The organism is Caulobacter sp. BE264, assembly GCF_031457805.1.
In the GTDB taxonomy this organism is placed as follows: domain Bacteria; phylum Pseudomonadota; class Alphaproteobacteria; order Caulobacterales; family Caulobacteraceae; genus Caulobacter.
Genome location: NZ_JAVDXI010000006.1, coordinates 280,468 through 304,093 on the forward strand (window position 1 = coordinate 280,468; position 23,626 = coordinate 304,093).

General features: G+C 64.7%; 26 protein-coding genes and 2 pseudogenes. 13 read left to right on the plus strand and 15 right to left on the minus strand.

The window, feature by feature from the left end:
• Window positions 1–32 precede the first annotated feature (32 nt).
• Both J2X45_RS16125 and divK read right to left on the minus strand, forming a co-directional pair.
• Complete coding sequence (locus J2X45_RS16125; RefSeq protein ID WP_310216665.1) at window positions 33–1,397, minus strand: PleD family two-component system response regulator; 1,365 nt, start codon at window positions 1,395–1,397, stop codon at window positions 33–35.
• Entirely contained in the window at window positions 1,394–1,771 is a 378-nt protein-coding gene (gene divK / locus J2X45_RS16130; RefSeq protein ID WP_096051803.1) for a cell-cycle response regulator DivK, read from the minus strand. Before divK ends, J2X45_RS16125 begins: the two co-directional genes overlap by 4 nt.
• Before the next feature lie 121 nt (window positions 1,772–1,892).
• Between divK and J2X45_RS16135 the strand changes: the two genes are divergently transcribed.
• From J2X45_RS16135 to clpA, 6 genes and pseudogenes are all read left to right on the plus strand, one after another.
• Entirely contained in the window at window positions 1,893–2,540 is a 648-nt protein-coding gene (locus tag J2X45_RS16135; RefSeq protein ID WP_310216669.1) for a hypothetical protein, read from the plus strand.
• A complete protein-coding gene (locus tag J2X45_RS16140; protein WP_310216672.1) occupies window positions 2,537–3,427 on the plus strand; it encodes an ROK family protein in 891 nt (296 codons plus the stop codon). Before J2X45_RS16135 ends, J2X45_RS16140 begins: the two co-directional genes overlap by 4 nt.
• Before the next feature lie 8 nt (window positions 3,428–3,435).
• Complete coding sequence (locus tag J2X45_RS16145; protein ID WP_310216675.1) at window positions 3,436–4,692, plus strand: DNA polymerase IV; 1,257 nt, start codon at window positions 3,436–3,438, stop codon at window positions 4,690–4,692.
• A gap of 47 nt (window positions 4,693–4,739) precedes the next feature.
• Window positions 4,740–4,883 (plus strand): annotated as a pseudogene (locus J2X45_RS16150) (hypothetical protein); the annotation flags it as partial.
• Window positions 4,884–4,909: 26 nt separating this feature from the next.
• Complete coding sequence (gene clpS / locus J2X45_RS16155; protein ID WP_013079900.1) at window positions 4,910–5,239, plus strand: ATP-dependent Clp protease adapter ClpS; 330 nt, start codon at window positions 4,910–4,912, stop codon at window positions 5,237–5,239.
• A 13-nt stretch (window positions 5,240–5,252) separates the two neighbouring features.
• Window positions 5,253–7,583, plus strand: a complete 2,331-nt coding sequence (gene clpA / locus J2X45_RS16160) for an ATP-dependent Clp protease ATP-binding subunit ClpA (protein ID WP_310216678.1) — start codon at window positions 5,253–5,255, stop codon at window positions 7,581–7,583.
• Window positions 7,584–7,640: 57 nt separating this feature from the next.
• Here the strand turns inward: clpA and J2X45_RS16165 are convergent, their stop codons facing one another.
• Entirely contained in the window at window positions 7,641–8,075 is a 435-nt protein-coding gene (locus tag J2X45_RS16165; protein WP_310216681.1) for an HIT family protein, read from the minus strand.
• 53 nt (window positions 8,076–8,128) lie between these two features.
• Between J2X45_RS16165 and J2X45_RS16170 the strand changes: the two genes are divergently transcribed.
• Entirely contained in the window at window positions 8,129–8,710 is a 582-nt protein-coding gene (locus tag J2X45_RS16170; protein WP_310216684.1) for a DUF4287 domain-containing protein, read from the plus strand.
• A gap of 24 nt (window positions 8,711–8,734) precedes the next feature.
• On the opposite strand, the gene J2X45_RS16175 is transcribed toward J2X45_RS16170, so the two are convergent.
• From J2X45_RS16175 to J2X45_RS16190, 4 genes are read right to left on the minus strand one after another with little or no spacing between them, the layout of a single operon-like run.
• Window positions 8,735–10,699: an acetyl/propionyl/methylcrotonyl-CoA carboxylase subunit alpha gene (locus tag J2X45_RS16175; protein ID WP_310216687.1), complete on the minus strand. Its 1,965-nt coding sequence runs from the start codon at window positions 10,697–10,699 to the stop codon at window positions 8,735–8,737.
• A 9-nt stretch (window positions 10,700–10,708) separates the two neighbouring features.
• Window positions 10,709–12,037 carry a DUF3667 domain-containing protein gene (locus J2X45_RS16180; RefSeq protein WP_310216689.1) on the minus strand — a complete coding sequence of 443 codons (1,329 nt, stop codon included), beginning with the start codon at window positions 12,035–12,037 and terminating at the stop codon, window positions 10,709–10,711.
• 18 nt (window positions 12,038–12,055) lie between these two features.
• Window positions 12,056–12,895 (minus strand): enoyl-CoA hydratase-related protein, encoded by an 840-nt coding sequence (locus J2X45_RS16185; RefSeq protein WP_310216692.1) that lies wholly within the window; start codon window positions 12,893–12,895, stop codon window positions 12,056–12,058.
• Between the two features lie 20 nt (window positions 12,896–12,915).
• The gene (locus J2X45_RS16190; RefSeq protein WP_310216694.1) at window positions 12,916–14,508 is read right to left on the minus strand and encodes a carboxyl transferase domain-containing protein; all 1,593 of its coding nucleotides are present in this window, start codon (window positions 14,506–14,508) and stop codon (window positions 12,916–12,918) included.
• A gap of 170 nt (window positions 14,509–14,678) precedes the next feature.
• Between J2X45_RS16190 and J2X45_RS16195 the strand changes: the two genes are divergently transcribed.
• The gene (locus J2X45_RS16195; protein WP_310216695.1) at window positions 14,679–16,454 is read left to right on the plus strand and encodes a patatin-like phospholipase family protein; all 1,776 of its coding nucleotides are present in this window, start codon (window positions 14,679–14,681) and stop codon (window positions 16,452–16,454) included.
• Here J2X45_RS16195 and J2X45_RS16200 read toward each other — a convergent pair.
• Window positions 16,432–17,205: a methyltransferase domain-containing protein gene (locus J2X45_RS16200; RefSeq protein WP_310216697.1), complete on the minus strand. Its 774-nt coding sequence runs from the start codon at window positions 17,203–17,205 to the stop codon at window positions 16,432–16,434. The genes J2X45_RS16195 and J2X45_RS16200 overlap by 23 nt on opposite strands.
• Window positions 17,206–17,486: 281 nt before the next feature.
• Here J2X45_RS16200 and J2X45_RS20365 point away from each other — a divergent pair.
• Window positions 17,487–17,726: pseudogene (locus J2X45_RS20365) on the plus strand (Arm DNA-binding domain-containing protein); the annotation flags it as partial.
• A gap of 57 nt (window positions 17,727–17,783) precedes the next feature.
• Entirely contained in the window at window positions 17,784–18,548 is a 765-nt protein-coding gene (locus tag J2X45_RS16205) for a site-specific integrase (protein WP_310216699.1), read from the plus strand.
• Between the two features lie 372 nt (window positions 18,549–18,920).
• On the opposite strand, the gene J2X45_RS16210 is transcribed toward J2X45_RS16205, so the two are convergent.
• Window positions 18,921–19,169 (minus strand): hypothetical protein, encoded by a 249-nt coding sequence (locus tag J2X45_RS16210; protein ID WP_310216701.1) that lies wholly within the window; start codon window positions 19,167–19,169, stop codon window positions 18,921–18,923.
• A 449-nt stretch (window positions 19,170–19,618) separates the two neighbouring features.
• On the opposite strand from J2X45_RS16210, the gene J2X45_RS16215 reads away from it, so the two are divergent.
• The 3 genes from J2X45_RS16215 (at window position 19,619) to J2X45_RS16225 (ending at window position 20,734) form a co-directional block, all read left to right on the plus strand.
• Window positions 19,619–19,960 carry a hypothetical protein gene (locus J2X45_RS16215; protein ID WP_310216704.1) on the plus strand — a complete coding sequence of 114 codons (342 nt, stop codon included), beginning with the start codon at window positions 19,619–19,621 and terminating at the stop codon, window positions 19,958–19,960.
• The gene (locus J2X45_RS16220; RefSeq protein WP_310216706.1) at window positions 19,957–20,262 is read left to right on the plus strand and encodes a hypothetical protein; all 306 of its coding nucleotides are present in this window, start codon (window positions 19,957–19,959) and stop codon (window positions 20,260–20,262) included. Before J2X45_RS16215 ends, J2X45_RS16220 begins: the two co-directional genes overlap by 4 nt.
• A gap of 295 nt (window positions 20,263–20,557) precedes the next feature.
• Window positions 20,558–20,734: a hypothetical protein gene (locus J2X45_RS16225; RefSeq protein WP_310216708.1), complete on the plus strand. Its 177-nt coding sequence runs from the start codon at window positions 20,558–20,560 to the stop codon at window positions 20,732–20,734.
• A gap of 341 nt (window positions 20,735–21,075) precedes the next feature.
• On the opposite strand, the gene J2X45_RS16230 is transcribed toward J2X45_RS16225, so the two are convergent.
• Genes J2X45_RS16230 through J2X45_RS16255 form a run of 6 tightly spaced genes read right to left on the minus strand, consistent with a single transcriptional unit; the run spans window position 21,076 to window position 23,366 of the window.
• Window positions 21,076–21,630 (minus strand): hypothetical protein, encoded by a 555-nt coding sequence (locus J2X45_RS16230; protein ID WP_310216710.1) that lies wholly within the window; start codon window positions 21,628–21,630, stop codon window positions 21,076–21,078.
• Window positions 21,627–22,235 (minus strand): glycoside hydrolase family 19 protein, encoded by a 609-nt coding sequence (locus J2X45_RS16235; protein WP_310216714.1) that lies wholly within the window; start codon window positions 22,233–22,235, stop codon window positions 21,627–21,629. Before J2X45_RS16235 ends, J2X45_RS16230 begins: the two co-directional genes overlap by 4 nt.
• Window positions 22,232–22,444, minus strand: a complete 213-nt coding sequence (locus J2X45_RS16240; protein ID WP_310216716.1) for a hypothetical protein — start codon at window positions 22,442–22,444, stop codon at window positions 22,232–22,234. The genes J2X45_RS16235 and J2X45_RS16240 overlap by 4 nt, the downstream gene beginning before the upstream one ends.
• Window positions 22,441–22,623 (minus strand): hypothetical protein, encoded by a 183-nt coding sequence (locus tag J2X45_RS16245; RefSeq protein WP_310216719.1) that lies wholly within the window; start codon window positions 22,621–22,623, stop codon window positions 22,441–22,443. The genes J2X45_RS16240 and J2X45_RS16245 overlap by 4 nt, the downstream gene beginning before the upstream one ends.
• Window positions 22,620–23,147: a hypothetical protein gene (locus J2X45_RS16250; protein WP_310216722.1), complete on the minus strand. Its 528-nt coding sequence runs from the start codon at window positions 23,145–23,147 to the stop codon at window positions 22,620–22,622. The genes J2X45_RS16245 and J2X45_RS16250 overlap by 4 nt, the downstream gene beginning before the upstream one ends.
• A gap of 3 nt (window positions 23,148–23,150) precedes the next feature.
• The gene (locus tag J2X45_RS16255) at window positions 23,151–23,366 is read right to left on the minus strand and encodes a hypothetical protein (RefSeq protein ID WP_310216725.1); all 216 of its coding nucleotides are present in this window, start codon (window positions 23,364–23,366) and stop codon (window positions 23,151–23,153) included.
• Between the last annotated feature and the right edge of the window lie 260 nt (window positions 23,367–23,626).

Sequence of the window (23,626 nt, forward strand, 5' to 3'; positions counted from 1 at the left end):
TCAGCGTTGAAATGGGCGCATGGCGCCCGCGGTCAGGCGGCCTTGCCGACCACGGCGTTCCGGCCCGAGGCCTTGGCTTGGTAGACGCCCTCGTCCGCACGCTTGAGCAAGGCTTCGGGCGTATCGCCCTCGCCGGCCGTCGCAGAGACGCCGATCGAGATGGTGACGTTCAGCATTTCCTTGCCGTGGGCCACCTTGAAAGGCGAGCCCGACACATGCATGCGGATGCGCTCGGCGATCCGCAGGGCGTCGGCAAGCGCCGTGTCGGGCATGATCACCACGAACTCCTCCCCGCCATAGCGGCAGGGCAGATCGATCGCCCGAACGTTCGACGCGAGGCGCAGGGCGAACTCCCGCAACACTTCGTCGCCGACGTCGTGACCGAAGGTGTCGTTGATCTTCTTGAAGAAATCGATGTCGATCAAAAGGGCCGAGACCGGATCGCCGCCCAGGGTCGCGCGCTTGACCAGCGAGTCGAGCTGACCGGTCATGTAACGGCGATTGTGCAAGCCGGTCAGCTGGTCGGTGACGGCCAGCTCCAGCGAGTGATCCAGGTTATTGCGCAGGTAGTCGGTGTAACGCTTGCGCTGAATCTGCGTTTTGACGCGGGCCGAAAGCTCCTGCGGATCGATCGGGCGCGACAGGATGTCGTTCACGCCGATCTCCAGCGCCTTGACCATGCGGCCGCGATCATCCGGATCGACCATGGCCAGCACCGGCAACTGGCGGGTGCGTTCCTCGGACCGCAGCGCGGCGGTGAAGCGCAAGCCGTCGAAGCCCTTCGCGGCGGCGTTGACGATGACCAGATCAACCGGACCGCCGGCGCTGATCTTGGCCTTCTCCGGATCGCTTTCGACGACCGGACGATGCTCGACGCCCAGTTCAGCGGCGACGCGCTGGGCCTGACGCTCGTTGTCGTCGACGATCAGAACTCGGCCGCCCAGGCCGTCCAGGCGCGCGGCGGCGCCAGCGATCACGCCCATGCGGCGGCCCGAGGCCTCGCGCTGGCGCAACTCGTCGATCACCAGCTTGAAGCGGGTAAGGCTGCGCACGCGGGCGAACAGCATGACGTCGTCGATCGGCTTGGTCAGAAAGTCAGAGGCGCCCGACTCCAGACCCTGGATGCGGTCGCCGCGCCCGTCGAGCGCGGTGATCAGCACGACCGGGATATGGCGGGTCGTGGGGTCGTCCTTGAGCTTGCGGCAGACGGTGAAGCCGTCCATGCCGGGCATCATGACGTCCAGCAGGATGATGTCGGGCAGATCGCGCGCGGCCATGGCCAGGGCCGTCGGCCCGTCCATGGCGGTGGAAACCTCATAGTACTCGGCCGTCAGCTTGGCCTCGAGCAAGCGGACATTGGCCTCGATGTCGTCGACGACGAGGATCCGCGCGCTCATGCAGGCTGCCTTTCCAGCAGACGCTTGATGGTGTCGAGGAAGTGCACGACCGAGATCGGCTTGGAGATATAGGCCTCGCAACCGCCCTCGCGGATGCGTTCCTCATCGCCCTTCATGGCGAACGCGGTCACCGCCACAACAGGGATGTGGGCCAGATCGTCGTCTTCCTTCAGCCACTTGGTGACCTCCAGGCCCGAGATCTCGGGCAGCTGGATGTCCATCAGAATCAGGTCTGGCTTGTTTTCGCGGGCAATGGACAGCGCCGACAGACCCTCGCGGGTCTGCAGGGTTTCGTAACCCTGGGCTTCGAGCAGATCATGAAAGAGCTTCATGTTCAGCTCGTTATCCTCCACGATGAGGACCTTCTTCGTCATCCTTACCCCGACCCTGCGGTCACGTGGCGACGCCTAGGGATTCGCGCCGTCTTCCAGAACCTGATCGCACGGATATCCTTAAGCCCGCGCTAATCGCGTTAAGCCCCAACGATCCGAGATCATGGAACCCCGTTACTCCGACCTCCAGGCCTGCGTCATCTCACCCACCGCACCGCTGGTCATCGTCGATGTCGACGAGGTGCTTGCCCAGTTCATGCGGGGGTTTGGCGCGTTCGTCGCCCGTCACGGCTTTGAGCTGCGCGTCGATCGCTTCGCCCTGTTCCAGAACATCTATCGCCCGGGAGAAACCGAACACCTGGACATGATCGCCGGCAAGGCGCTGTTCGACGACTTCTTCCGTGACGGGGCCGATGACCTGGACCCCGCGCACGGAGCGGCCGACGCCCTGGCCGACCTGTCGACCCGCGCCGAGGTGGTGATTTTGACCAACGCGCCTGAACATGGCCGCATCGCCCGCGCCAAGTGGTTGAAGACGCACGGTTTCGACTATCCGCTGGTGATCAACAGCGGCCCCAAGGGCCCGCCGGCGGCGGAGCTGGCCTCGCGCACGACCGGTGCGGTCGTTTTCATCGATGACCTTTTGCCGCAGCTGGAATCGGTGGCCAACAGCGCGCCGCAGGTCGGGCGCTTCCAGATGGTCAGCGACGAGCGCCTGCGCCCGTTCGCGCCCTCCGCTCCAGATCGCCACGCTCGCATAGACGAATGGCCCACCCTCAAGACCGCACTCGAGGAGCGCCTTTTCCGATGATCCGCTTTGGCGTCGACTTTGGCGGAACAAAGATCGAAGTCGCCGCGCTCAATGCGGGCGGCGACTTCGTGGCCCGGGTGCGCAAGCCAAACCCAGGAAACTACGATGACGCTTTGGAGGTCGTCGCCGCGCTGGTCGCCGACGCCGAGTCGATGGCGGGCGGCAGTTGCGCGCGGCTGGGCCTGGGGATTCCGGGCTCGATCTCACCCCGCACCGGCCTGATCCGCAACGCCAACAGCACCTATCTGAACGGCCGCCCGTTCGGTGAGGATCTTGAGTCTCGTCTGGCGCGCCCCGTGCGCCTGGCCAACGACGCCAATTGCCTGGCCCTGTCGGAAGCCGCCGACGGCGCGGGCGCTGGCGCTTCCGTCGTCTTCGCCGCCATCATCGGCACCGGCTGCGGCGGCGGTGTGGTCGTCGATGGCAAGATCCTCAACGGCCACAACGGGATCGCCGGAGAATGGGGCCACTCCCCCCTCCCCTGGCCCAAGCCCGAGGAATATCCCGGTCCCGACTGCTGGTGTGGCCGCAAGGGCTGCCTGGAGACCTGGATCGCCGGCCCGGCCTTCGCCCGCGACGCCGGCTTCGCAAACGGACAGGCGGCGATGCAGGCGATCGGCGAAGGCGACGAGAAGGCCAGCGCCGCGCTGGATCGCTATGTCGACCGCCTGGCCCGCTCGCTCGCCGTGGTCTGCGATCTCATCGATCCCGACGTCATCGTCCTTGGCGGCGGCATGTCCAATGTCGACGCGCTCTATGATCGGCTCCCAGCCGCGATCGCACCGCATGTGTTCTCGGACGTCTTCGATACCCCCGTGCGCAAGGCCCGCCACGGCGACAGCTCGGGGGTGCGCGGCGCCGTCTGGCTCTGGCCGCCCGAGGCCTAGGCATCGTCATGAAGTCCCTGTGCCGCGATTGCGGATGGACCGGCGAGACCAAGGTCTCGCGCTGTCCGTCCTGCGCCTCGCCGCGGACTGTGTTTCATGAGGAGCTGGGGACCCTGTCCATCGCGCACATGGACTGCGACGCGTTCTACGCCTCGGTGGAGAAGCGCGATGACCCGTCGTTGCGCGACCTGCCGGTGATTATCGGCGGCGGCAAGCGCGGGGTCGTCACCACCGCCTGCTACATCGCGCGGATGAGCGGCGCGAAATCGGCGATGCCGATGTTCAAGGCGCTGAAGCTGTGTCCCGACGCCGTGGTGATCAAGCCGAACTTCGCCAAGTACAAGGAAGAGAGCCGACGCATCCACGAGAAGCTCGACAAGCTTACCCCGCTGATCCAGCCGCTAAGCCTCGACGAGGCCTGGATCGACCTGACCGGCACTGAGCGCCTGCACGGCGCGACGCCCGCCCAGATGCTGGCGCGCCTGCAGGCCGAGATCGAGCGCGACATCGGTCTAACGGTCTCGGTTGGCCTGGCCCCGAACAAGTTCCTGGCCAAGATCGCCTCGGAGCTAGACAAGCCGCGCGGCTTTTCGGCCATCGGCGCGGCCGAGGCGCAGAGCTTTCTCGCCAACAAGCCGGTCAACATCCTGCCGGGCGTGGGACCGGCCACCGTCGCCTCGCTGGCCGAGATCGGCCTGCGCACCGTCGGCGACATCGCCGCCGCCGACCTGAAGCTCCTGGCCAATCGCCTGGGCTCGGGGGGGATGCGGCTGCATCGCCTGGCCCACGGGCAGGACAGCCGCATTGTCGACCCCGACCAGGCCCGCAAGACGATCAGCGCCGAGACCACTTTCAACGACGACCTGCACAAGCGCGAAGACCTCGAGGATGAGCTCTGGCCCCTCTGCGAAAAGGTCGCCAAGCAGGCGCGCCAGGAAGGCGTCGCCGGCCGCGTGGCGACGCTGAAATTGCGCACCCCCGACTTCAAGATTCATACCCGCCGCCGCACGCTGGCGGTCCCGACCCAGACGGCCCGCACGCTCTTCCAGGTCGCCCGGGATCTGCTGGCGGCCGAGCCCCGGGGCCTGGCCTATCGCCTGATCGGCGCGGGCCTCACGGAGTTCGTCGACGCCGACACCGCCGGCGCGGACATGTTCGCCGACGAGGAACGGCGCGCCTTGAAGAGTGAGACGGCCATCGACGCCCTGCGCGGCAAGTTCGGCGCCGCCGCCGTGATTACCGGTCGCGCGCTGAAAGGCCGATGACGACGCCACTTGCGTGACGGGACCTCGGCCACCATCTCGGCATTCCACCCGTGGAACCGTTCGCGCGCGGCCTTCGCTCTCCCAAATGTGAAGCCGAAAACCGAGGCGCCCCTGTGCTAAAGCGGCGCAGCGGTGCTTCGGCCTCTTCCAAAGCCGCCGCGTTTCCATATCTAATTCAGGCAGGCGGGTGATTTGCCCGCCGGGAGAGAACAAGTCGATGGCCGAGCGGAAGCAAGGCGGACAAAGCAACGGCGCTGGGTCGTCGGTCGTCACGGAAGTGAAGCCGAAGACACAGAAGCCTTCGCTCTATCGAGTTCTGATTCTCAACGACGACTACACTCCCATGGAGTTCGTCGTCTACGTGCTCGAGCGGTTCTTTAACAAGTCGCGTGAAGACGCTACTCGCATCATGCTGCACGTTCACCAGAACGGTGTCGGTGTCTGCGGTGTCTACACATACGAAGTCGCAGAAACCAAGGTCGCCCAAGTCATCGACTCGGCGCGACGCCATCAGCACCCCCTGCAGTGCACCATGGAAAAGGACTGAGGAGCCTCCCCCGTTGCCCTCTTTTTCGCGCCCCCTGGAAGAGTCCCTGCATCGCGCCGTTGCGTACGCCAACCAGCGTAAGCACGAGTACGCGACGCTGGAACACCTTCTGCTTTCCCTGACCGACGACGATGACGCCGCCGGTGTCATGCGTGCGTGCGATGTCGATCTCGCCGCGCTGAAGAAGAGCCTTTCGAACTATCTTGACGTCGAGCTCACCTCCCTGGTCGTCGACGACGACGAGGACGCCAAGCCGACCGCCGGCTTCCAGCGCGTGATCCAGCGCGCGGTGATCCACGTGCAATCGTCCGGCCGCGAGGAAGTGACCGGCGCCAATGTGCTGGTCGCTATCTTCTCCGAACGTGAAAGCCATGCCGCCTACTTCCTGCAGGAGCAGGACATGACGCGGTATGACGCGGTGAACTTCATCGCCCACGGCATCGCCAAGAAGGCCGGCGCCTCCGAGCCCAAGAGCGTCAAGGGCGCCAGCTCCGGCTCCAACGCCACCGAGGAGGACGGCGAGAAGTCGAGCACCAAGACCGGCGGCGAAGCGTTGGAGGCCTATTGCGTCGACCTCAACGAAAAGGCCCGCCAGGGCAAGGTCGACCCGCTGATCGGCCGCGCCAACGAAGTCGAACGCGCGATCCAGATCCTGTGCCGCCGCACCAAGAACAACCCGCTGCTGGTGGGCGATCCCGGCGTCGGCAAGACCGCCATCGCCGAGGGCCTGGCGCGAAAGATCGTCACCCACCAGGTCCCCGAGGTCCTGGAAGGCGCCACCATCTACTCGCTCGACATGGGCGCGTTGCTGGCCGGCACCCGCTATCGCGGCGACTTCGAAGAACGCCTCAAGCAGGTCGTCAAGGAGCTGGAAAACCACCCGAACGCGGTGCTGTTCATCGACGAGATCCACACGGTGATCGGCGCCGGCGCGACCAGCGGCGGGGCCATGGACGCCAGCAACCTGCTCAAGCCCGCCCTGGCCTCGGGCACGCTGCGCTGCATGGGTTCGACCACCTACAAGGAGTTCCGCCAGCACTTCGAGAAGGATCGGGCGCTCGTCCGTCGCTTCCAGAAGATCGACGTGAACGAACCGACCGTGGAAGACACCATCAAGATCCTCAAGGGCCTGAAGACCTACTACGAGGACTTCCACAAGCTGAAGTACACCAACGACGCCCTGAAGGTCGCCGTGGAGCTGTCGGCCAAGTACATCACCGACCGCAAGCTGCCGGACAAGGCGATCGACGTGATCGACGAGGCCGGAGCTTCGCAGATGCTGCTGCCGGAAAGCCGCCGCAAGAAGACCATTGGCGTGAAGGAGATCGAGAGCGTCGTCGCCAAGATCGCCCGCATTCCGCCCAAGTCTGTCAGCAAGTCCGACACCGAGGCGCTGAAGGAGCTGGAAAGCGATCTGAAGCGCGCCGTGTTCGGCCAGGACGAGGCGCTGAGCCAACTGGCCGCCGCCATGAAGCTGGCTCGCGCCGGTCTTCGCGAACCGAACAAGCCGATCGGCTCGTACCTGTTCAGCGGTCCGACGGGCGTTGGCAAGACCGAAGCCGCCAAGCAGTTGGCTCAGACCCTGGGCATCGAGATGCTGCGCTTCGACATGTCGGAATACATGGAGCGCCACACCGTGAGCCGCCTGATCGGCGCCCCTCCCGGCTATGTCGGCTTCGACCAGGGCGGTCAGCTGACCGACGCGGTCGACCAGCACCCGCACGCCGTCGTCCTGCTCGACGAAATCGAGAAGGCGCACGGGGATGTCTACAACATCCTGCTGCAGGTGATGGACAACGGCACGCTCACCGACAGCAACGGCAAGAAGGTCGACTTCCGTAACGTTGTCCTGATCATGACCACCAATGCGGGGGCCTCGGACGCCCAGCGTAACTCGATCGGCTTTGGCCGCTCCAAGGTCGAAGGCGAGGAAGAGGCCGCCCTCAAGCGCCTGTTCACGCCGGAGTTCCGCAATCGCCTGGACGCCGTCGTGGCCTTCAAGCCGCTGAGCGCCGACATCATCCGTCAGGTCGTGCAGAAATTCGTCATGCAGCTGGAAGCCCAACTGGCCGACCGCAACATCACGATCGAACTGTCCGACGACGCGGCCGACTGGCTGGCCAAAAACGGCTTCGACGAGCTCTACGGCGCGCGTCCGCTGGCTCGGGTCATCCAGGAGCACATCAAGAAGCCCCTGGCCGATGACATCCTGTTCGGACGTCTGGTGCGTGGCGGCCACGTCAAGGTCGTGCTCAAGGACAGCAAGATCGACTTCGAGATCGACTCCTCGACCGCGCCCAAGGCCGGCAAGGCCGACGAGACCGAACCGGCGATGGCCGAATAGAACCGCGACAAGCCCTCAAGCGAAAGGCCCGGAGCGATCCGGGCCTTTTGTTTTCGACTAGAGCGCCGCGCTTATCCGGTCCGCCAGGACCTTCAGCTCGGCGACATCGGCCATGCCGCCCTCGCCGTGACGCCCCAGCGCCTCGCCCTCGTAGCGGGGGATGACGTGGAAGTGCAGGTGAAAGATTGTCTGCCCCGCCGGCGCGCCGTTGAACTGGGTCACCACCACACCGTCAGGCTTGAGCGCCGTCACCGTCGCCTTGGCCAGCTTCTGGGTCGCGGCGATCAGGTCGGCCAGCACGTCGGGCTCGACCTCGAGGAGGTTGCGCGCCTGGCTGACCTTGGAGATCACCAGGGCGTGACCGCGCGACTGCGGGAAGACGTCCATGAAGGCCAGGACCTTGTCGTCCTCGAACACCTTCACGCTGGGGATCTCGCCGCGGATGATCTTGGCGAAGATGTTGCCCGTGTCGTAGCGTCCGTCGAGGCTCATGATCGTCTCCCTGTGCGGAACGGTCGTAGCAAACGCGAAGGGGCGCGCAAACCATGGACAGCAAGCCTCAGGGCCTGACTGAGCAGCAACAGAAATGGTTCGCCTCGGTCCGCGCCAATCTGGAGCGGGAGACCGGGAAGACCCTGGATCAATGGGTCGAGATCGTCCGGCGCGAATGTCCTGAAACCCGGTCCAAGGCGCGCAACGACTGGCTGAAGGCGACCTATGGCATCGGCCAAAACCGCGCAGCGACGATCTTTGGCGTCGCCTTCCCGTCTGAAATGGGCTGGGACGACGCGGACGGCCTGCGTGCGGCGCTATGGACAGACCCGGCCTCGGCCGCCGTCCTAAAGGCTTTGGAGGCGGCGATCGCTGACCTGCCCGACGTCGTGACCGGCCAACGCAAGGGCTACACCGCCTGGTCCCGCAAGAGCCAGTTCGCAGCCGCCAAGCCGCTGAAGGGGGGCGGCGTCGCCCTGGGTCTTGCGTTGACGCCCGACGCCTCGGCCCGTCTCGCCGAGCCCCGCAACGAGAGCTGGTCCGAGCGCCTCAAGGCCAAGCTCGTCCTGGCCGCGCCTGCTGAGGTCGATACGGCGCTGAAGGCACTGCTCAAATCAGCCTGGGAACGCTCCTAGATCAGCAGCGCCGCCCCAGCAGAGCTAAGCCTTGGCCGGCTCCAGGCGCGCCAGAAGCACGCCCTCGCTGACCTGACCGCCGGCGGTCGCTGAAAGCTCGGCCACCACGCCGTCAAACGGCGCAGCCATGGCGTGCTCCATCTTCATGGCTTCAAGCGTCAGCAGGGTCTGTCCCTTGCTCACAGCCTGACCGGCCGAAACCGCGACCGAGACGATCTTGCCCGGCATCGGCGACAGGATCGCGCCGTCAGAAGCGCCGCCCTCGCCCGCGCCGCCAACCTTGGCGGCGAAATCAAACTCGACGACGTCGCCGCCCTCGAACACCTGGATCGGACCCTTGCCATAGGTGGTCGGCAGGCGCGTCACCTCGTCGAACGTCGAGCCGTCGGCATGGCGGATGTCCCAGGACCAGTCCTCGGTCCCGCCGCCGATCAGGGCGACACGCAGCGAGGTGGCCTTGCCGTCAGTCGACATCGGCAGATGCATGGACGCCCGCGGCGCGTTCATGCGGAAGCCGAGCAGCTTTGACGGCGCCGGCTCCCACGGATCGCGACGGGCTTCAGCCTCCAGGAAGCTGTCGAGACGCCAGCCGATTGCGGCCATCGCCGGCTCATCGCTGAAGGTGCGCTCGGTCAGCTCATCCAAGCGCGCTTCGATGAAGCCGGTATCGACGGCCCCGTCGACGAAGTCGGGATGGCTGGCGCACTTGGCCAGGAACGCGGCGTTGGTCTTGACCGGCCAGACCTCGACAAGAGCGCAGGCCTCGGCCAGACGCTGGGCGGCGTCCTCGCGGTCGGCGCCGTGGGCGATCAGCTTGGCGATCATCGGGTCATAAAACGGCGTGACCTCGCCCCCCTCCTCCACCGCGCTGTCGACGCGAACATCGCCTTCGGGCAGGCGAAAGTGCTTCAGCTTGCCCGTCGAGGGCAGGAAGCCCGTGGCCGGATTCTCGGCGTACAGGCGGGCCTCCATGGCCCAGCCTTCCAGGGTGATCTCGCCCTGCTCCAGCGGCAGCGGCTCGCCCGAGGCGACCCGCAGTTGCCATTCGACGAGGTCCTGGCCGGTGACCATCTCGGTGACCGGGTGCTCGACCTGCAGACGGGTGTTCATCTCCATGAACCAGATGCGGTCCGCGCGCAGGCCTTCGGACGCGTCAGCGATGAACTCCACGGTGCCGGCGCCAACATAGTCGACGGCCTTAGCAGCCTTGACCGCCGCGGCGCAGACCGCTTCGCGGGTCGCCTCATCCATGCCCGGAGCGGGCGCTTCTTCGATGACCTTCTGGTGGCGACGCTGCAGAGAGCAGTCGCGCTCGAACAGGTGGACGACATTGCCGTGGCTGTCGCCGAACACCTGCACCTCGATGTGACGCGGGCGGGTGACGTACTTTTCCAGCAGCACGCGGTCGTCGCCGAACGCCGCCGACGCCTCGCGACGGCACGAGCCCAGCGCGGCCTCGAAGTCCTCCGCGCGCTCGACCTTGCGCATGCCCTTGCCGCCGCCGCCGGCCACGGCCTTGATCAGCACCGGATAGCCGATCTTGGCGGCCTCGGCCGTCAGGCGATCCGCCGACTGGTCCTCGCCCAGATAGCCGGGCGTTGTGGGTACGCCGGCCTTGATCATCACCGCCTTGGCCGCGTCCTTCAGACCCATGGCGCGGATCGCCGACGGCGGCGGACCGATCCAGACGAGCCCTGCGTCCATCACGCTTTGCGCGAACTCCGCGTTCTCCGAGAGAAAGCCATAGCCGGGATGGATGGCCTCTGCGCCCATCTGCCTAGCGGCCGCCAGGATCTTGCGGGGATCCAGATAGCTCTCCTTGGCCGGCGCCGGGCCGATCAGGATCGCCGCGTCCGCCTCCATGACGAACGGCGCATTGGCGTCCGCCTCGGAATAGACGGCGATCGTCCGCACGCCCAGTTCGCGGGCGGTGCGGATGATGCGGCGGGCGATCTCGCCACGATTGGCGATCAGGACGGAGGAGAGCAAGTTGAGACCCTACATCTGGGAAAGGGTGAAGAGCATCAGGCCGGACACCAGCAAGCCGAACGCCATCACGCTCGACACCCACACGATGAACGTCTTGAAGAGCGCGCCGACGATGCTCGAGCCATATCCGCCGCGTAGCGTCTGGAACAGGTTGACGGGCGCCCAGAACGAAATCAGCACAAACCACGGCGTCATCAACGGCGCAGGCAAGACAAAGCCGATCGCGTTCACCAGGAACGAGAACGAAATCAGATTGGTGGCCACCAGCAGGTGGTCATAGATGAAGAACTGCCGGCGGTTCACGTAAACGAGCGCCAGGCTCAGCCCCATGATCGGCAGCAGCAGCACCGCCAGACGGTGCGCCAGGCCGAACATCATCAGCAGGAAATAGTCCGGATTGGCGACAGCCTTCGCCAGGTTTTCCTTCCAGCTAAAGAGCGCCTCCGCGCCCGAAGCGTGTTTCTCCGCAGAGGCTGGCTTTTGCTCGCCGACCTTGGGCTGGCTCTGGGTCTGCTTGGCCTCGTCAGGCGTGACGACGTTGAAGTTCTGGCCCGCGATGTTGACGTTGCCGATCTTGTTGGCATTGGCCTCGTGGGTCCCTGAGCTCTGGAACTCCACAGCCCGAATCTTCTCGGCGGCTTCGGTGTTACGGCCGCGCAGCTTGGCCAAGGCCTCGGCGCCGGCGTTGGGGTTGTCCTGCAGCGCCTGGGCCTCAGCCATCAAGCGCGCGTATCTTTCCTCGGCCTGTTTGACGTTGTCGGCGTACTCTGTTGCGATCAGAGCCTTGTCCGAGCCCGGTTCCTTGAGGGCCTCGTCGCGTAGAGCGAGCGCGTCAGCCAACCGTTCCTTGCGATCTTCTGCGGCCTCTTTTCGGATCTCATCAGCCCTGGCCTTGCGGCCTTGAGGCGTCACCAGCGCGTGGGCTTCAGCCTCTTCCTTTAGCTCCTGCTTGTGCCGGGCGCCGTGGATGGCGTGCTCGGCGGCGAAGATGAAGAGCAGGAGCGCGACGAGGAAAGTGCGGAACGGCGGCACGTGCCGCGCGATCCGCCCTTCCATGTAGTCCTTGGCCAGCTTGCCGGGATTGAAGAACAGCAGCGGCAAAGTGTTGGCCAGGCGACCATCGAGGTGGAACATCCCCTCGATGGCCTCCCAGATCAGGTGGAGGATCGATCGGTGGCGCGTGTCGGCGTTCTGGCCGCAGCAATGGCAGTACCAGCCTTCGAGGGCCGTCCCGCAGTTCTTGCAGGGCTCTCCCTGCTGCGTGAACGGCTTCTTCTTTGGGCGAACAAAGCTCGCCGCCGAGTCCGCTGCCGCCGCTTCCAGATCCGCGCCCGTCATAATGCCCCCCGGTTGAGTCTATTCAGACCAGGCGGGTTTACGACGCGAAAGGAAAGCGCGCACGCCTTCTTGTCCCTCGGGCGACACACGGCGGCGTGCGATCCGCCGAGCGCTCTCCTCGATCAGACCCTTGTCGAGCTTTTGACCAACAAAGTCATTGACCAGGGCCTTGGCGTCACCGATCGCGCCAGGGGCGCAAGGGGCCATCTCGGCGATCAGGGCGTCGCGCGCGGCTTCCAGGCTGGCGACATCTTCGAAAACCTCATCGACCAGACCGAAGCCCCAGGCGTCATCAGCGTCGAAGACGCGGCCGGTGGCGAACAGCAGCTTGGCGGTGCGCGGGCCCAGCGCCTGGATCACGTACGGGCTGATGGTGGCGGGGGTTAGGCCCAGCTTCACCTCCGAGAAAGCGAACTTGGCGTCCACCAGGGCCAGGGCGTGATCGCAGGCCGCCACCAGACCCGCCCCGCCGCCGAAGGCCGGACCTTCGACGAGGGCTACGGTCAGGGCCGGAATGTCGTGCAGCGCCTTGAGCATCTGCGCCAGTTCCAGCGCGTCCTGCCGATTATCGTCCTCGTCCCAGTCGACGGCGTCGGCCATCCAGGACAGGTCGGCGCCCGCGCTGAACGCGCCGCCGACCCCGCGCAGGAACACCACGCGGACGCCCTCGGCGCCGTGCAGGGTCTCGAAGGTCTGACGAAGCGCCGCAATGGTGGCGGCGTCAAAGGCGTTCTTCTTCTCCGGCCGATTGATCCACACAGTGACCGCGCCATCGGGCGTGCTGTCCATGTGAACCAGCGGGCTCATGGCGTCGGTGTCGGGAACCTCGACGATGGGATCGGCGATCGGGTTGGTCATGGGAAGGTCCTTCCTGGAATCTACATCCGGAAAACGCCGAAGGTGGTCTCGGGGATCGGCGCGTTCAGCGACGCCGAGATGGCCAGACCTAGCACGTCGCGGGTTTGCGCCGGATCAATGATCCCGTCGTCCCAAAGACGCGCCGTCGCGTGGTAGGGGTTGCCCTCGTCCTCGTAGCGCTGGCGGATCGGCGCCTTGAAGGCTTCAGCCTCCTCGGGCGTCCACTTGGCCGCGTCGCGGTGGACCGTGGCAAGCACGCTGGCCGCCTGCTCCCCGCCCATGACCGAGATGCGGCTGTTGGGCCAGGTGAACAGGAAACGGGGGCTGTAAGCCCGGCCGCACATGCCGTAGTTGCCGGCCCCGAAGCTGCCGCCGATCAGCACCGTGAACTTCGGAACCTCGGCCGAGGCGACCGCCGTGACCAGCTTGGCGCCATCCTTGGCGATGCCGCCGGCCTCGTACTTTCCGCCGACCATGAAGCCCGAAATGTTCTGCAAGAAGATCAATGGAATCTTACGCTTGCAGGCGAGTTCTATGAAGTGCGCGCCCTTCACAGCGCTCTCGCTGAAGAGGACGCCGTTGTTGGCGAGGATCGCCACAGGCTGTCCCCAGATACGCGCAAAACCGCAGACCAGGGTCGTGCCATACAGCGCCTTGAATTCGTCGAACTGACTGCCGTCGACGATACGGGCGATCACCTCGCGCACATCGTAGGGCGCGCGGACGTCGGTCGGAACGATCCCGTAGATCTCTTCAGGATCATAGGCAGGCGGCTCGGGGTCGGCGAGCACCAGTTGATCGGGCTTGGTCGTGTTGAGGTTGGCCACGATCGAGCGGACGATCTCGAGGGCATGCTCGTCGTTCTCGGCGACATGGTCGACGACGCCCGAGCGACGACCGTGGGTCTCGGCGCCGCCCAACTCTTCCGCCGAAATGACCTCGCCGGTCGCGGCCTTCACCAGCGGCGGACCAGCCAGGAAGATGGTGCCCTGGTTGCGGACGATGACCGTCTCGTCGCTCATCGCCGGGACATAGGCCCCGCCGGCGGTGCATGAGCCCATGACGCAGGCGATCTGCGGAATGCTAGCCGCGCTCATCCGCGCCTGATTGAAGAAGATGCGACCAAAGTGGTCGCGATCAGGGAACACCTCGGCCTGGTGCGGCAGGTTCGCGCCGCCGCTGTCGACCAGATAAACGCAGGGCAGACGGTTCTGCGCGGCGATCTCCTGGGCGCGCAGGTGCTTCTTCACGGTCATCGGGAAATAGGCGCCGCCCTTCACCGTGGGATCGTTGGCGACGATCATCACCTCGCGGCCTGACACGCGGCCGACCCCGCAGATCATGCCCGCCCCCGGCGCCTCGCCATTGTAGAGGTCACAGGCGGCAAGCTGGCCAACCTCGAGGAACGGAGAGCCCGGATCCAGCAGGCGCTCGACGCGGTCGCGCGGCAACAGCTTGCCGCGCGAGGTATGTCGCTCGCGGGCGCCTTCCGGTCCGCCCAAAGCCGCTTGCGCCACCTTGGCGCGCAGCTCTTCCACGAGCGCCCGGTTGTGGGCCGCATTCTTGGCGAAGGCGTCGCTCGACGCGTCGATAACGGAGTTCAACTTCGGCATGACCGACGCTTAGCCTTTTCCACCCTGCCCCGGAAGTCGGAGTTTTTTGGACCCCGAACCCAAAGATTCCGAGCCAAAACCGTTCTCGACTATTTCGCTTGCGCGATCAACAGTTGCGCCTGAACGGGCCCTTGTGGTCAAGCCTGCCAGTTCGGGTTAGCGTCCGCGCCGTGGAAACGCCCTTGCCCGACGACTCGGCCCTGGCGCGCCTCTTCGCCCGCGCATGGCGAACCGGGGCGGCGTCCTGGTTTTCCCTGCCCGGCGGGGCGACGCTCTTCGAACCTGGCGAGGCGGCCGACCACCTCTATTTTCTGAAGACCGGGCGCTTGGGCGCCTTCCGCCGCGAGGAGGGCCAAGAGCCCCAGTTTCTGGGCGTGATCCGCCCCGGCGAACCGGCCGGCGAGATGGCTCTGGTCGGTGGCACGGCCCATTCGGCCAGCATGGTCTCCTTGCGAGACAGCGAGGTGCTGGCGCTGCCTCGCGACGACTTCTTCGAAGCCGCCGAGGACGACCCGACGGTCATGCTGGAACTGTCGCGGCTGATGATCCGTCGGGCCCGGCAGGCTCAGACCCACGCGGCGATCGGTGATCCGTCGGTGTTCGGCTTCATCGCCATCGAGCCCGGGGCGGCGATCCGGCCGGTCGTGGAACGGCTCGGGCGCTGCATCGAGAACCTGGGATACTCGGTGACGGTGGAGGGGGGCGAGTCGCTACTTGCGCCGACCGAATGGTTCAGCAACGTCGAACGCGAACATGACTTCGTTCTGTACGTCGCAGAGGCCGACGAGACCGCCTGGAAGCATGTCGTCGGTCGCCAAGTGGACCACCTGTTCCGTGTGGGTCGAGGTGATCGCGCCCCGCCGACGACGATCCCCTCCTATGCCTCGGGCCCTCTACAGGCGCAGCGGCTGGTCGACCTGATCCTGCTGCAGTCCGCAAACCTGGACTGCCCCTCGGGCTCGGAAGCCTGGATGGCCGCCACCCAGGCCGCGCGGCTGTTTCACTTGCGCGAAAACGGGGTGGCCGACCTTCAGCGGCTCGCCCGCGTGCTCACCGGACAGTCTGTCGGACTGGTGCTGTCGGGCGGCGGCGCCAGGGCCTACGCCCATATCGGCGCCATCCAGGCCATGCGCGAGCGCGGCATTCCGATCGACTTTGTCGGCGGCGCCTCGATGGGCGCCATCGTCGCGGCTGGGATCGCCATGGGATGGGACGACGGCGAACTGGAAGCCCGCATCCGCAAGGCCTTTGTTGACACCAGTCCGCTGGACGACATCGCCTTCCCCATGATCGCCATGACCCGCGGCGAAAAGGTCCGCGACCGGCTGGCCGAACACTTTGGCTCGGTCGACATCAGCGATCTGTGGCTGCCGTTCTTCTGTGTGTCGTCGAACCTGACCTCCGGCTCATATCAGTTGCACCGCACCGGAGACCTGCAGGTCGCCTTGCGCGCCTCGATCTCGCTGCCCGGCGTGCTGCCGCCGGCGACGGACAGGGGCCAGGTTCTGGTGGACGGGGCGGTCATGAAGAACTTCCCCGCCGACGTGATGCGCTCGTTTCAGCTTGGCCCGATCGTCGGTGTCGACGTAACGCGCGGCCGCAGCATCACCAGCGACGACATCGTGACGCCGCCCTCGTTGTGGAAATGGATCTTCTCGGGCGAGTGGCGGAAGGGACCGCCGATCGTGGCCCTCCTCATGCGCGCCGCGACGGTCACCACGGGTCGTGACCTCGCCGCCGCCCGCGAAGCGACCGACGTGTTGATCACCCCTAAGCTGGAAGGGATCGATATCCGTGACTGGCGCGCCTTCGAGCCGGCGGTGAAGGCCGGTTATGTCGCCGCAAGCTTCGCCCTGGACGGCGTGCATCGTCCCATCACCGACCTGCGCAAGCGACCCAGCCTTGTTGAGCGGCGCGCCAAGCTCAGCCCCGCCTGGCCACGATGAACACGCGATTGAACGGGAAGAGCGTGACGCCGTCCGCTCGGCGCGGGTAGTCGATCGCCAGCCGATCTCGCCACGCGGCGAGGAACGCTTGCTTCTCGCCCTCGTCCAAGGCGTCGAGATAGGGACGCAACGTCGTTCCCATGGTCCAGTCGACAATGGGATCCTGCCCATGCAGCGCATGCAGATAGGTCGTCGTCCAGATATCGATCTCTGAGCAGCTGTCCGCCAGCCAGGCGTAGTAGGCGCTCATCCCATGGGCGGCGCGAACGCCCTCGATGCTCGCCAACCGATCGCGCCAGGGTCCCTTCGCCGCGATCTCCGTCAGGCTCGCGCGCCAGCCCAGGTTGTCGACAACCGGCATCTGCACCGCCAACACTCCGCCCGGGGCCAAGGTCCTGGCCAGCCTCGGCAAAAGGTTGGCGTGGTCATCCACCCAATGAAGCGCGGCGTTGGAGTAGATCAGGTCTACAGGCGTATCAGGCTCAAAGGCCGCGATGTCACCCAGCAGCCACTCGACACGCGTCGTAAGCCGCGCCGCCTTGGCCAGCATTTCGGCGCTTGAGTCCAGGCCTCGCACCCGAGCGCCAGGATGTCGCGCGGCGAGCAGAGCCGCCTGCTCTCCGGGACCGCATCCGAGATCCCAGATCTCGCGCGGTTCGAGGTCGCGGGGAATGGCGGTCAGCAGATCCAGCGCCGGGCGCTCGCGGTAGCTGCGGTACAGGGCGTAGACATCCGGATCCCAGCTCGCCATCTCGCCCTCACACCGCCACGCGTTCGCCGCCCCCGTGAACAGGAGCGCCGCGACCTCGCGTCGCAAGCGATAACCCCTTCCCTTTCGCCGACGTCAGTCCAATATCCGTTCTGTGTTGTTCAACAACTGAAAGGAGGTGACCCAGTGACTTATAACGAGCGTCGCTCACGATCATTTGAGGTCGCTCACCGCATTGAATCAAAACGAGGTTCACGACCCGTTCTTTTCGCAGGATCGCGCATCGAATTGCGTCCTCCCGGCACTTGGGTGTCACTGGCGAAATGAACCTGACAGCCATCCGAAACGCCCCCGCCGGGTCCATCCTGAAGGACGATCAAGTCCGAGGCCTGGAGCTTCACAAGCGCGAGGATGGCGGCTCGTGGATGCTCTATTACCGAACCAAGTCAGGCCAGAGACGCCGGCCAAAGATCGGGGCCTATCCGTCCCTCACCCTACAGCAAGCCCGAGAGATCGCTAGGGAGTGGCTTGGAGAGGTCGCGCGGGGAAATGACCCATCCAAGGAGAACCAGGCGCTCCGGGGCTCTCCTACGGTCTCTGACGTGGCCGACGCATGGCTAGTGACCCGGACGAACAAGAAGGCGTTCCGGCATGACCGGGGCCGGGTGAACCACATCATCAAGCCGCGCCTTGGATCGGCCAAGATCCGCGACGTGACGAAAGCCGACATTCTGGCCATGAAGAAGGCCATGAGCGACCGGCCGGTGTCCTTCAACCGGGCGATGGCCGCGATCAACGGCATTTGGAAGTTCGCCGATCTGGAGCCGCCCACAAAGGGCGTTGACGCCTATCCAGAGCGAGCCCGCCGCCGGTATCTGTCAGAGGCAGAGGTCAAGCGCCTGAACGCCGCGCTGGACGAGGTAGAGCCGCAATACCCCTACCAGATCGCCCTTATCCGCGTTCTTATGCTCACGGGCGCCAGAATATCGGAGATCCGCACGGCAAGGCGCGACCAGTACCGGGACAAGGTTCTCGACCTTCGCGTCCACAAGACCGACGAAAAGATGGGCGGGCGGGTGATTGCCTTCTCAGACGCGGCTGACGAGATCGTTCAGGCCACCCAGCCCCGCAAGGGATGGCTCCTGGGGTTCAACAGCTACCCGAACGCGGCCTGGGGTCTTGTGCGCGAGAAGGCGGCGCTCGTTGACTTCACCATCCACGACCTTCGCCACTCGTTCGCCTCGACGGCCATATCCGAAGGCTTCAATCTGGACGAGATCGGGGAGGTTCTAGGCCACACCGACGCGGCGACCACGAAGAGATACGCGCATCTGAACGAGGAGCGCCAACGCAAGATCGCCGAGGCTGTCGCCAGGAAGCGCTAACCCGCCCGGTAAAGATCCGGCGCGCGTGGGTGTTTGGGGCTGGTGTTTTCCCGAGGGGGAAAGGGTGGCCGGTGAGCGAACCCACCGGCCCCGGTGCGGTACTACCCCGGCTCGGTGCCGGATCGCACTACAATGTTGGGGGCGGCGCTGGACGTGTTGACCGGGATCGAACCGGCTTGACCCGACAGGGCGTGAATCAACCACCCCAACACTACGCCACCCCTTACGCGGTACTGATGCTGTGGTCCTGGTTTTCTTCTACGGGTTATGGCCCTGCACTCGCCAACCAGATCGGGGATAAGGCGAGGTCCCGACGCCGAAGCGCTACCACAGCCCCTCTCTTATACACCATCTATCGAGCTGGGGGAATCGCTAGAGGGGCGGAATTGGCAGTGCTTGCCAATGGGTCGGCGTAAGCTCGCGCTCCATCCACCCCCACCGGTCATGCCACCACCACGCAAAAGCGTCGTCGTAGTCTTCGGTCGGGTCGCCGTTTTGGTCCTTCGGAACGAACTCTTCCATCCAGGCCCAGCGGAAAACGAACACGCCTTGGTCAGGCCGGAAGCCGATGATCTCGGTTCCATCCCTCGGCGCGGTGCTGATGTCCTTCCACTCGCTCATCCCTCGCCTCCTGACTTTCTCTCGCGGCGCTTGAGTTCGCGGTCTAGCGCGGTTCTCAGCAGTTCAGCTTGAGCGCCCTTGGGCGGGTCTTCGCCAAGCACGCGCTTGATCCTGTCGCCCGTTCCCTTCGGGTAGCGACCAAGGATGGTCTCAAGGTCTTGTGGCTTCGGCCCCGGCATGGGCGGGGTTTTCGCCGATATCGCGGTTGGCGTCAAAGATTGGGTCAAAATCACTTATCTCCGATATCGTGGTTGACCCTACACGATGACGGTGTATTGTTCAACTTTGATATCGCGGATAGCGAATTTGTCGAGCCACAGGAGGCGACCATGAACCCGCCGGATTAAACCCCGGCCCCTCGGATGGATTTCCGGTTTCCCCGCGCGATCACCCAGGCGCGGGGTTTCCCGAAGACCAACTAACGCGGCATCGGCCGCACGGAGAGCGAGATGGCGCGAGTAATCAAGGCGACCGACACGTTTGAGGTCGAAGTGGAGCTGAACGGCACCTATCAGCCAGGGCGCCCAGAAACGCCGCCAGCGTATGACCACGGCGGGCTTCCGGCCGAACCTGAGATGATGGAGGACGTGGAGGCGGTGAGCCTGTCGGCCCTCCGTCTCGTGCGCGCGCCTGCCAAGGACCGCCAATCGCATGACCGGGTTTGGGAGCGCGTTGACCTGCTCAACGGTCTGGACAAGACGGCGCGCGAAAAGGTTCTGGCCAACATCGCCGCCTTCCTTGGCGAAAGCGCTCAAAAGCAGCTTTTGGCCGAAGTGCCGGAGTATGCTTGATGGGCGTGTGGAGCGAGACGTTCAACCGCAAGCTGGCGCAGGGACACGACCACGGATCGGCGGCACATGCTGCTGATCAGGCTGAGGCGCGCGAGCGACGGCAGAACACCGGAAATCATCCCGATCCGCTGTCAGACCTTCAACTAGAGCACGCTCTGGCGCTGGAGATCATTGAAGCTTTGGCCGATGGAGATCCATGCCAGTTGGATCACAACGGTAATTGTCAAGCTCACGCGGCCTTTGGTGATGGCGAGTGCCCGCACGCGCTGGCTAAGGCTTGGCTTGAGCGCAACCGAGCCTAGACCCCAAACACAGACCATTCCGGATGCCTTTGCCAACGACGGCAAACCGATAACTTGGCAACCAAACACAAACCATCAAGGCGGCATCAGGCCGCGCGGAGGGTGAGATGAGCGAAACTGACGACGATCCCGACTATGACGAGTTTGACGACAGCGACGGAATAGGCTGCGCCAACTGCCATAATGGCTGGCACCACGGGTGCATGGATGACATGTGCCGCGGTTCGGTACCGGACGATGAATGTCCAGACGCGCGCCCTTGCCGCGTGTGCAACCCGCAAGACGAGCCGCAGCTATGAGCGACGCCGACCTGATCTATAACGCCTGTCTCCGGGCCGAGCGGCGCATCGAGGAGCGCGTGATTGCCCAGAAAGGCAACCCGAACACCGAATACGTCCTGCATCTGGTCCAGAGCGTGTTTCAGACCCTTCGCGAAGAGATCGGCAACGGCTTGTCACGCGAGGGGCGATGACCCCCGTGACGTTTAGGCCAGAGGAGGCGATGTGATGGAAACCCGCCAAGAGTGCGTTGACAGGTTCTATCGCGAGCGCGGGCCGTGCTGCGCCGGTTGCGACTTCTGGCGCCATTTAAACGCCGCCGTTGGCGAGTGCGTCCGAAGCGCCCCTGTCGCTGGCCATGAACGTTACTCGCTGTTCGGCATATCGGCCTCGTCCCTCGACCCCGGCGCCGGCCACATCATGACCCCGCGAGATCACTGGTGCGGCGAGTTTCAGGACGCAGCCTAGAAATGCGAATAGCCCTCCCCCGCCGTAACGGGAGAGGGCCGGTGTAGGCTCTACCGTGAGGGAGCCTCTAGGGCTTTTGGCCCGTAGTCGCGTTGTAGATGTCGCGCTGAGTGACGTACCAGTTTCGCCACGTCAGCGCTTCAGACTCCCAAACACGACATGTTCCGTAATTGCCGACGATGGCGGTTGCGAACTGGCTGGGCGTAACGTCGGAAGGCTCTTCGACAGATCCACCGGGGGCGGCGGGAAGGTCGGAGCCACTAGCTGCGGCGTCGTGGACGCGCACGAGGCCAGCGGGAAGACGATAGACGCGATCAACAGTTTGCGGAACATAGACCGTAACCTCCTTGGTTAGCGTCTCGGTGCGCCAGCGGATTTTCTCGACCGTCTGGACGTGTTTCGTGGCGATGGCGGTATTGGCCGCGTTGGCTCGCTTATCGCCCTCCTTGACCCGCTTTTTGGCCTTCTCGACCCGTTCGGCTTGCGCGTCTTGCTCAGCCTTCACACCGGACTGATAGCCTCGATGGTGAACAGCGAAGAGCAGCGCCGCGAGCGTGGCTAACACCAGCAGAACGCCAGCGATGGGCTTGAGGTAGGGGCGGAGGAAGGCCAGCAGGATCATGCGAACACCCGCTTGGCCTTCTCGACCAGCTCCCGGCGCTCAGGAAGCCCGACAAGGCCCCCGTTAATCTTCCGGGTGATCGTGGCGATGTCGTCTTGATCAGCCTCTTCGTTGAGGCCCCGCGATTTCCAGTAGCCTAGCGCGATGATGGCGGACTTAGCCGGGTCGGCGGCTTGCTCGGGATTGGCGACGAGATCCAGGCCCGTGTACTTAGCGGCTTCGGCGTAGTTGGCGCGGCCCGTAAGCTGCATCAGGCCCCTGCCCTTGTACTTGGCCCCGTCGCCTGGGTTCACGTTCCCCATGCGGCCAGAATAGACCTTTTCAGCCAGAGCCTCGGGGTTACGCGCGTAGGGCTTGGCGGCTTCCAGATTAGGAAAGCGCGAGGGCCACACGACGCAGAGCCGTTCGGCGCTGTAGTTCAGGTTCTCGGTGAACCGGGTAAAGCCCCCGCTTTCGTGGCAGACTTGACCCAGGAAGTGCGCGACCCGTTGAGGCGTGTTGACCCCATACGTTGCGCGGTTAGCCTCCAGCGACGCAGCTACCGCGCTGGCCACGTCGGGCTTGATGTTAGGCGCCAGTTGTTTCAGGCGGTCAGCGGTGATCACGACTTTTCCTCGTCATTGCCACGTTGCGGGAAGACCCAGCGGGTAGCGTCGCGGGCTAGGAGGGTGAGAGCGCCGGTCAGGGTCGCCAGCAGCTCGCGGTTTCCGTCCGGCATGGGCCAATAGACCAACGTCCCGATGCACAGAACCAGTGCGCCGATGATCGTCATGGCGACCGCAAAGCGCAGATGAGGGGCGGTTAGCTTGATCACAGGCCCATCGCCTTCTTGATCTTCTCACCGAAGAACCCGACCAAACCCAGCGTCGCCGCCCAGAGGGTCGTTACGGTGATCTTGAAGCGCTTCAGAGCCTCTAGCTCGCGCTTCATCTCGGGGATGTCCTTAACCTCTTCTTCGAGGCGGGCGATGCGTTCGTGCATCTCTGGCGTCATTGAGGCGCTCCATAACCGAAAGGAACACCCCGGCCCCGGCGATCATGCAGAAGAGCGACAAATACTCCCGCCACATGTTTTGACCCCGGCCAGCCAACCGCAACTAATTGTAGCACGTGGGTGACGTTCAGGCACAAGATGTACGCAATACGGGTATCTATTCCCGCCGATTGTGCTCGCCAGAACCCGGCATGGGCCACCAGTTGGGCGATGAAACAAAATGACAGGATGAATGACCAAACCGTTGGTCGGACAATGAACCAGTAGGCGCTAACCATGAGCGCGGCTAAGTCGATCAGACAAAGCCACGCCATGTTGCCGACCCCACCAGGCGGCGCGGATATTCGGCAGATCACCGAAAGCCCGAGAACGACGGTTAGAAGCTGGGCGGCCCCTAACACGTCACCATAAAGGCTCAGGTTCCGCTTGGCGGCTACATACGACACAGCCAGCACTAAGCCGGTCAGGATCGCTAGCCCGCCAAACACCTGCTCGTTTGTCGCGTGCATGATGAGGTCGAGCATGGGTTACGGCGCCGGAGGAACGTCTTTGCCGCCACCAGCGCTCAGAGGCGCAATGTCGCCGTCTTCCACGTACTCATCCGCCAAGACTTGAAGCCCCGCGTGGTGCAGTTTCAGGCGACGCAGGGCCTTGCGATCCTTCGGCGTGTCTCGCGCGGCAAGTTCAGCCTCCAGGAACAACAGCCCCTCTTGGATCTGCGTTACGGCTTGGTTGCGATTCATGGTTTGTTCCTTTGCGTCTGTCAGGTGATTTTACGGCGGGTCGGAAACGACTCAGGGGAGCGCGGTTAAGCGGCTCCCCTGGTGGAGTAGTCAAAGAGGCCCAGCGTATCGCCGCCAAGGGCAAGCCGAAGGCGGAATAAACGGCCCCGGAAACACCCCCACAATCGATTTTGAGGTGTGGGGGTTAGTCGTATGACTTACGGTTAGTCGCCCGGCGAATGCGAACAGTCGCAGAGCCTGAGCCTCCAGCCCCTCGGATA

Excerpts from the sequence above, each read along its gene's own strand:
- J2X45_RS16125 (WP_310216665.1), bottom strand. The coding sequence starts at position 1,397 with ATGAGCGCGCGGATCCTCGTCGTCGACGACATCGAGGCCAATGTCCGC.
- divK (WP_096051803.1), bottom strand. The coding sequence starts at position 1,771 with ATGACGAAGAAGGTCCTCATCGTGGAGGATAACGAGCTGAACATGAAG.
- J2X45_RS16135 (WP_310216669.1), top strand. The coding sequence starts at position 1,893 with ATGGAACCCCGTTACTCCGACCTCCAGGCCTGCGTCATCTCACCCACC.
- J2X45_RS16140 (WP_310216672.1), top strand. The coding sequence starts at position 2,537 with ATGATCCGCTTTGGCGTCGACTTTGGCGGAACAAAGATCGAAGTCGCC.
- J2X45_RS16145 (WP_310216675.1), top strand. The coding sequence starts at position 3,436 with ATGAAGTCCCTGTGCCGCGATTGCGGATGGACCGGCGAGACCAAGGTC.
- clpS (WP_013079900.1), top strand. The coding sequence starts at position 4,910 with ATGGCCGAGCGGAAGCAAGGCGGACAAAGCAACGGCGCTGGGTCGTCG.
- J2X45_RS16165 (WP_310216681.1), bottom strand. The coding sequence starts at position 8,075 with ATGAGCCTCGACGGACGCTACGACACGGGCAACATCTTCGCCAAGATC.
- J2X45_RS16170 (WP_310216684.1), top strand. The coding sequence starts at position 8,129 with ATGGACAGCAAGCCTCAGGGCCTGACTGAGCAGCAACAGAAATGGTTC.
- J2X45_RS16180 (WP_310216689.1), bottom strand. The coding sequence starts at position 12,037 with ATGACGGGCGCGGATCTGGAAGCGGCGGCAGCGGACTCGGCGGCGAGC.
- J2X45_RS16185 (WP_310216692.1), bottom strand. The coding sequence starts at position 12,895 with ATGACCAACCCGATCGCCGATCCCATCGTCGAGGTTCCCGACACCGAC.
- J2X45_RS16190 (WP_310216694.1), bottom strand. The coding sequence starts at position 14,508 with ATGCCGAAGTTGAACTCCGTTATCGACGCGTCGAGCGACGCCTTCGCC.
- J2X45_RS16200 (WP_310216697.1), bottom strand. The coding sequence starts at position 17,205 with ATGGCGAGCTGGGATCCGGATGTCTACGCCCTGTACCGCAGCTACCGC.
- J2X45_RS16210 (WP_310216701.1), bottom strand. The coding sequence starts at position 19,169 with ATGAGCGAGTGGAAGGACATCAGCACCGCGCCGAGGGATGGAACCGAG.
- J2X45_RS16215 (WP_310216704.1), top strand. The coding sequence starts at position 19,619 with ATGGCGCGAGTAATCAAGGCGACCGACACGTTTGAGGTCGAAGTGGAG.
- J2X45_RS16225 (WP_310216708.1), top strand. The coding sequence starts at position 20,558 with ATGAGCGACGCCGACCTGATCTATAACGCCTGTCTCCGGGCCGAGCGG.
- J2X45_RS16230 (WP_310216710.1), bottom strand. The coding sequence starts at position 21,630 with ATGATCCTGCTGGCCTTCCTCCGCCCCTACCTCAAGCCCATCGCTGGC.
- J2X45_RS16245 (WP_310216719.1), bottom strand. The coding sequence starts at position 22,623 with ATGACGCCAGAGATGCACGAACGCATCGCCCGCCTCGAAGAAGAGGTT.
- J2X45_RS16250 (WP_310216722.1), bottom strand. The coding sequence starts at position 23,147 with ATGCTCGACCTCATCATGCACGCGACAAACGAGCAGGTGTTTGGCGGG.
- J2X45_RS16255 (WP_310216725.1), bottom strand. The coding sequence starts at position 23,366 with ATGAATCGCAACCAAGCCGTAACGCAGATCCAAGAGGGGCTGTTGTTC.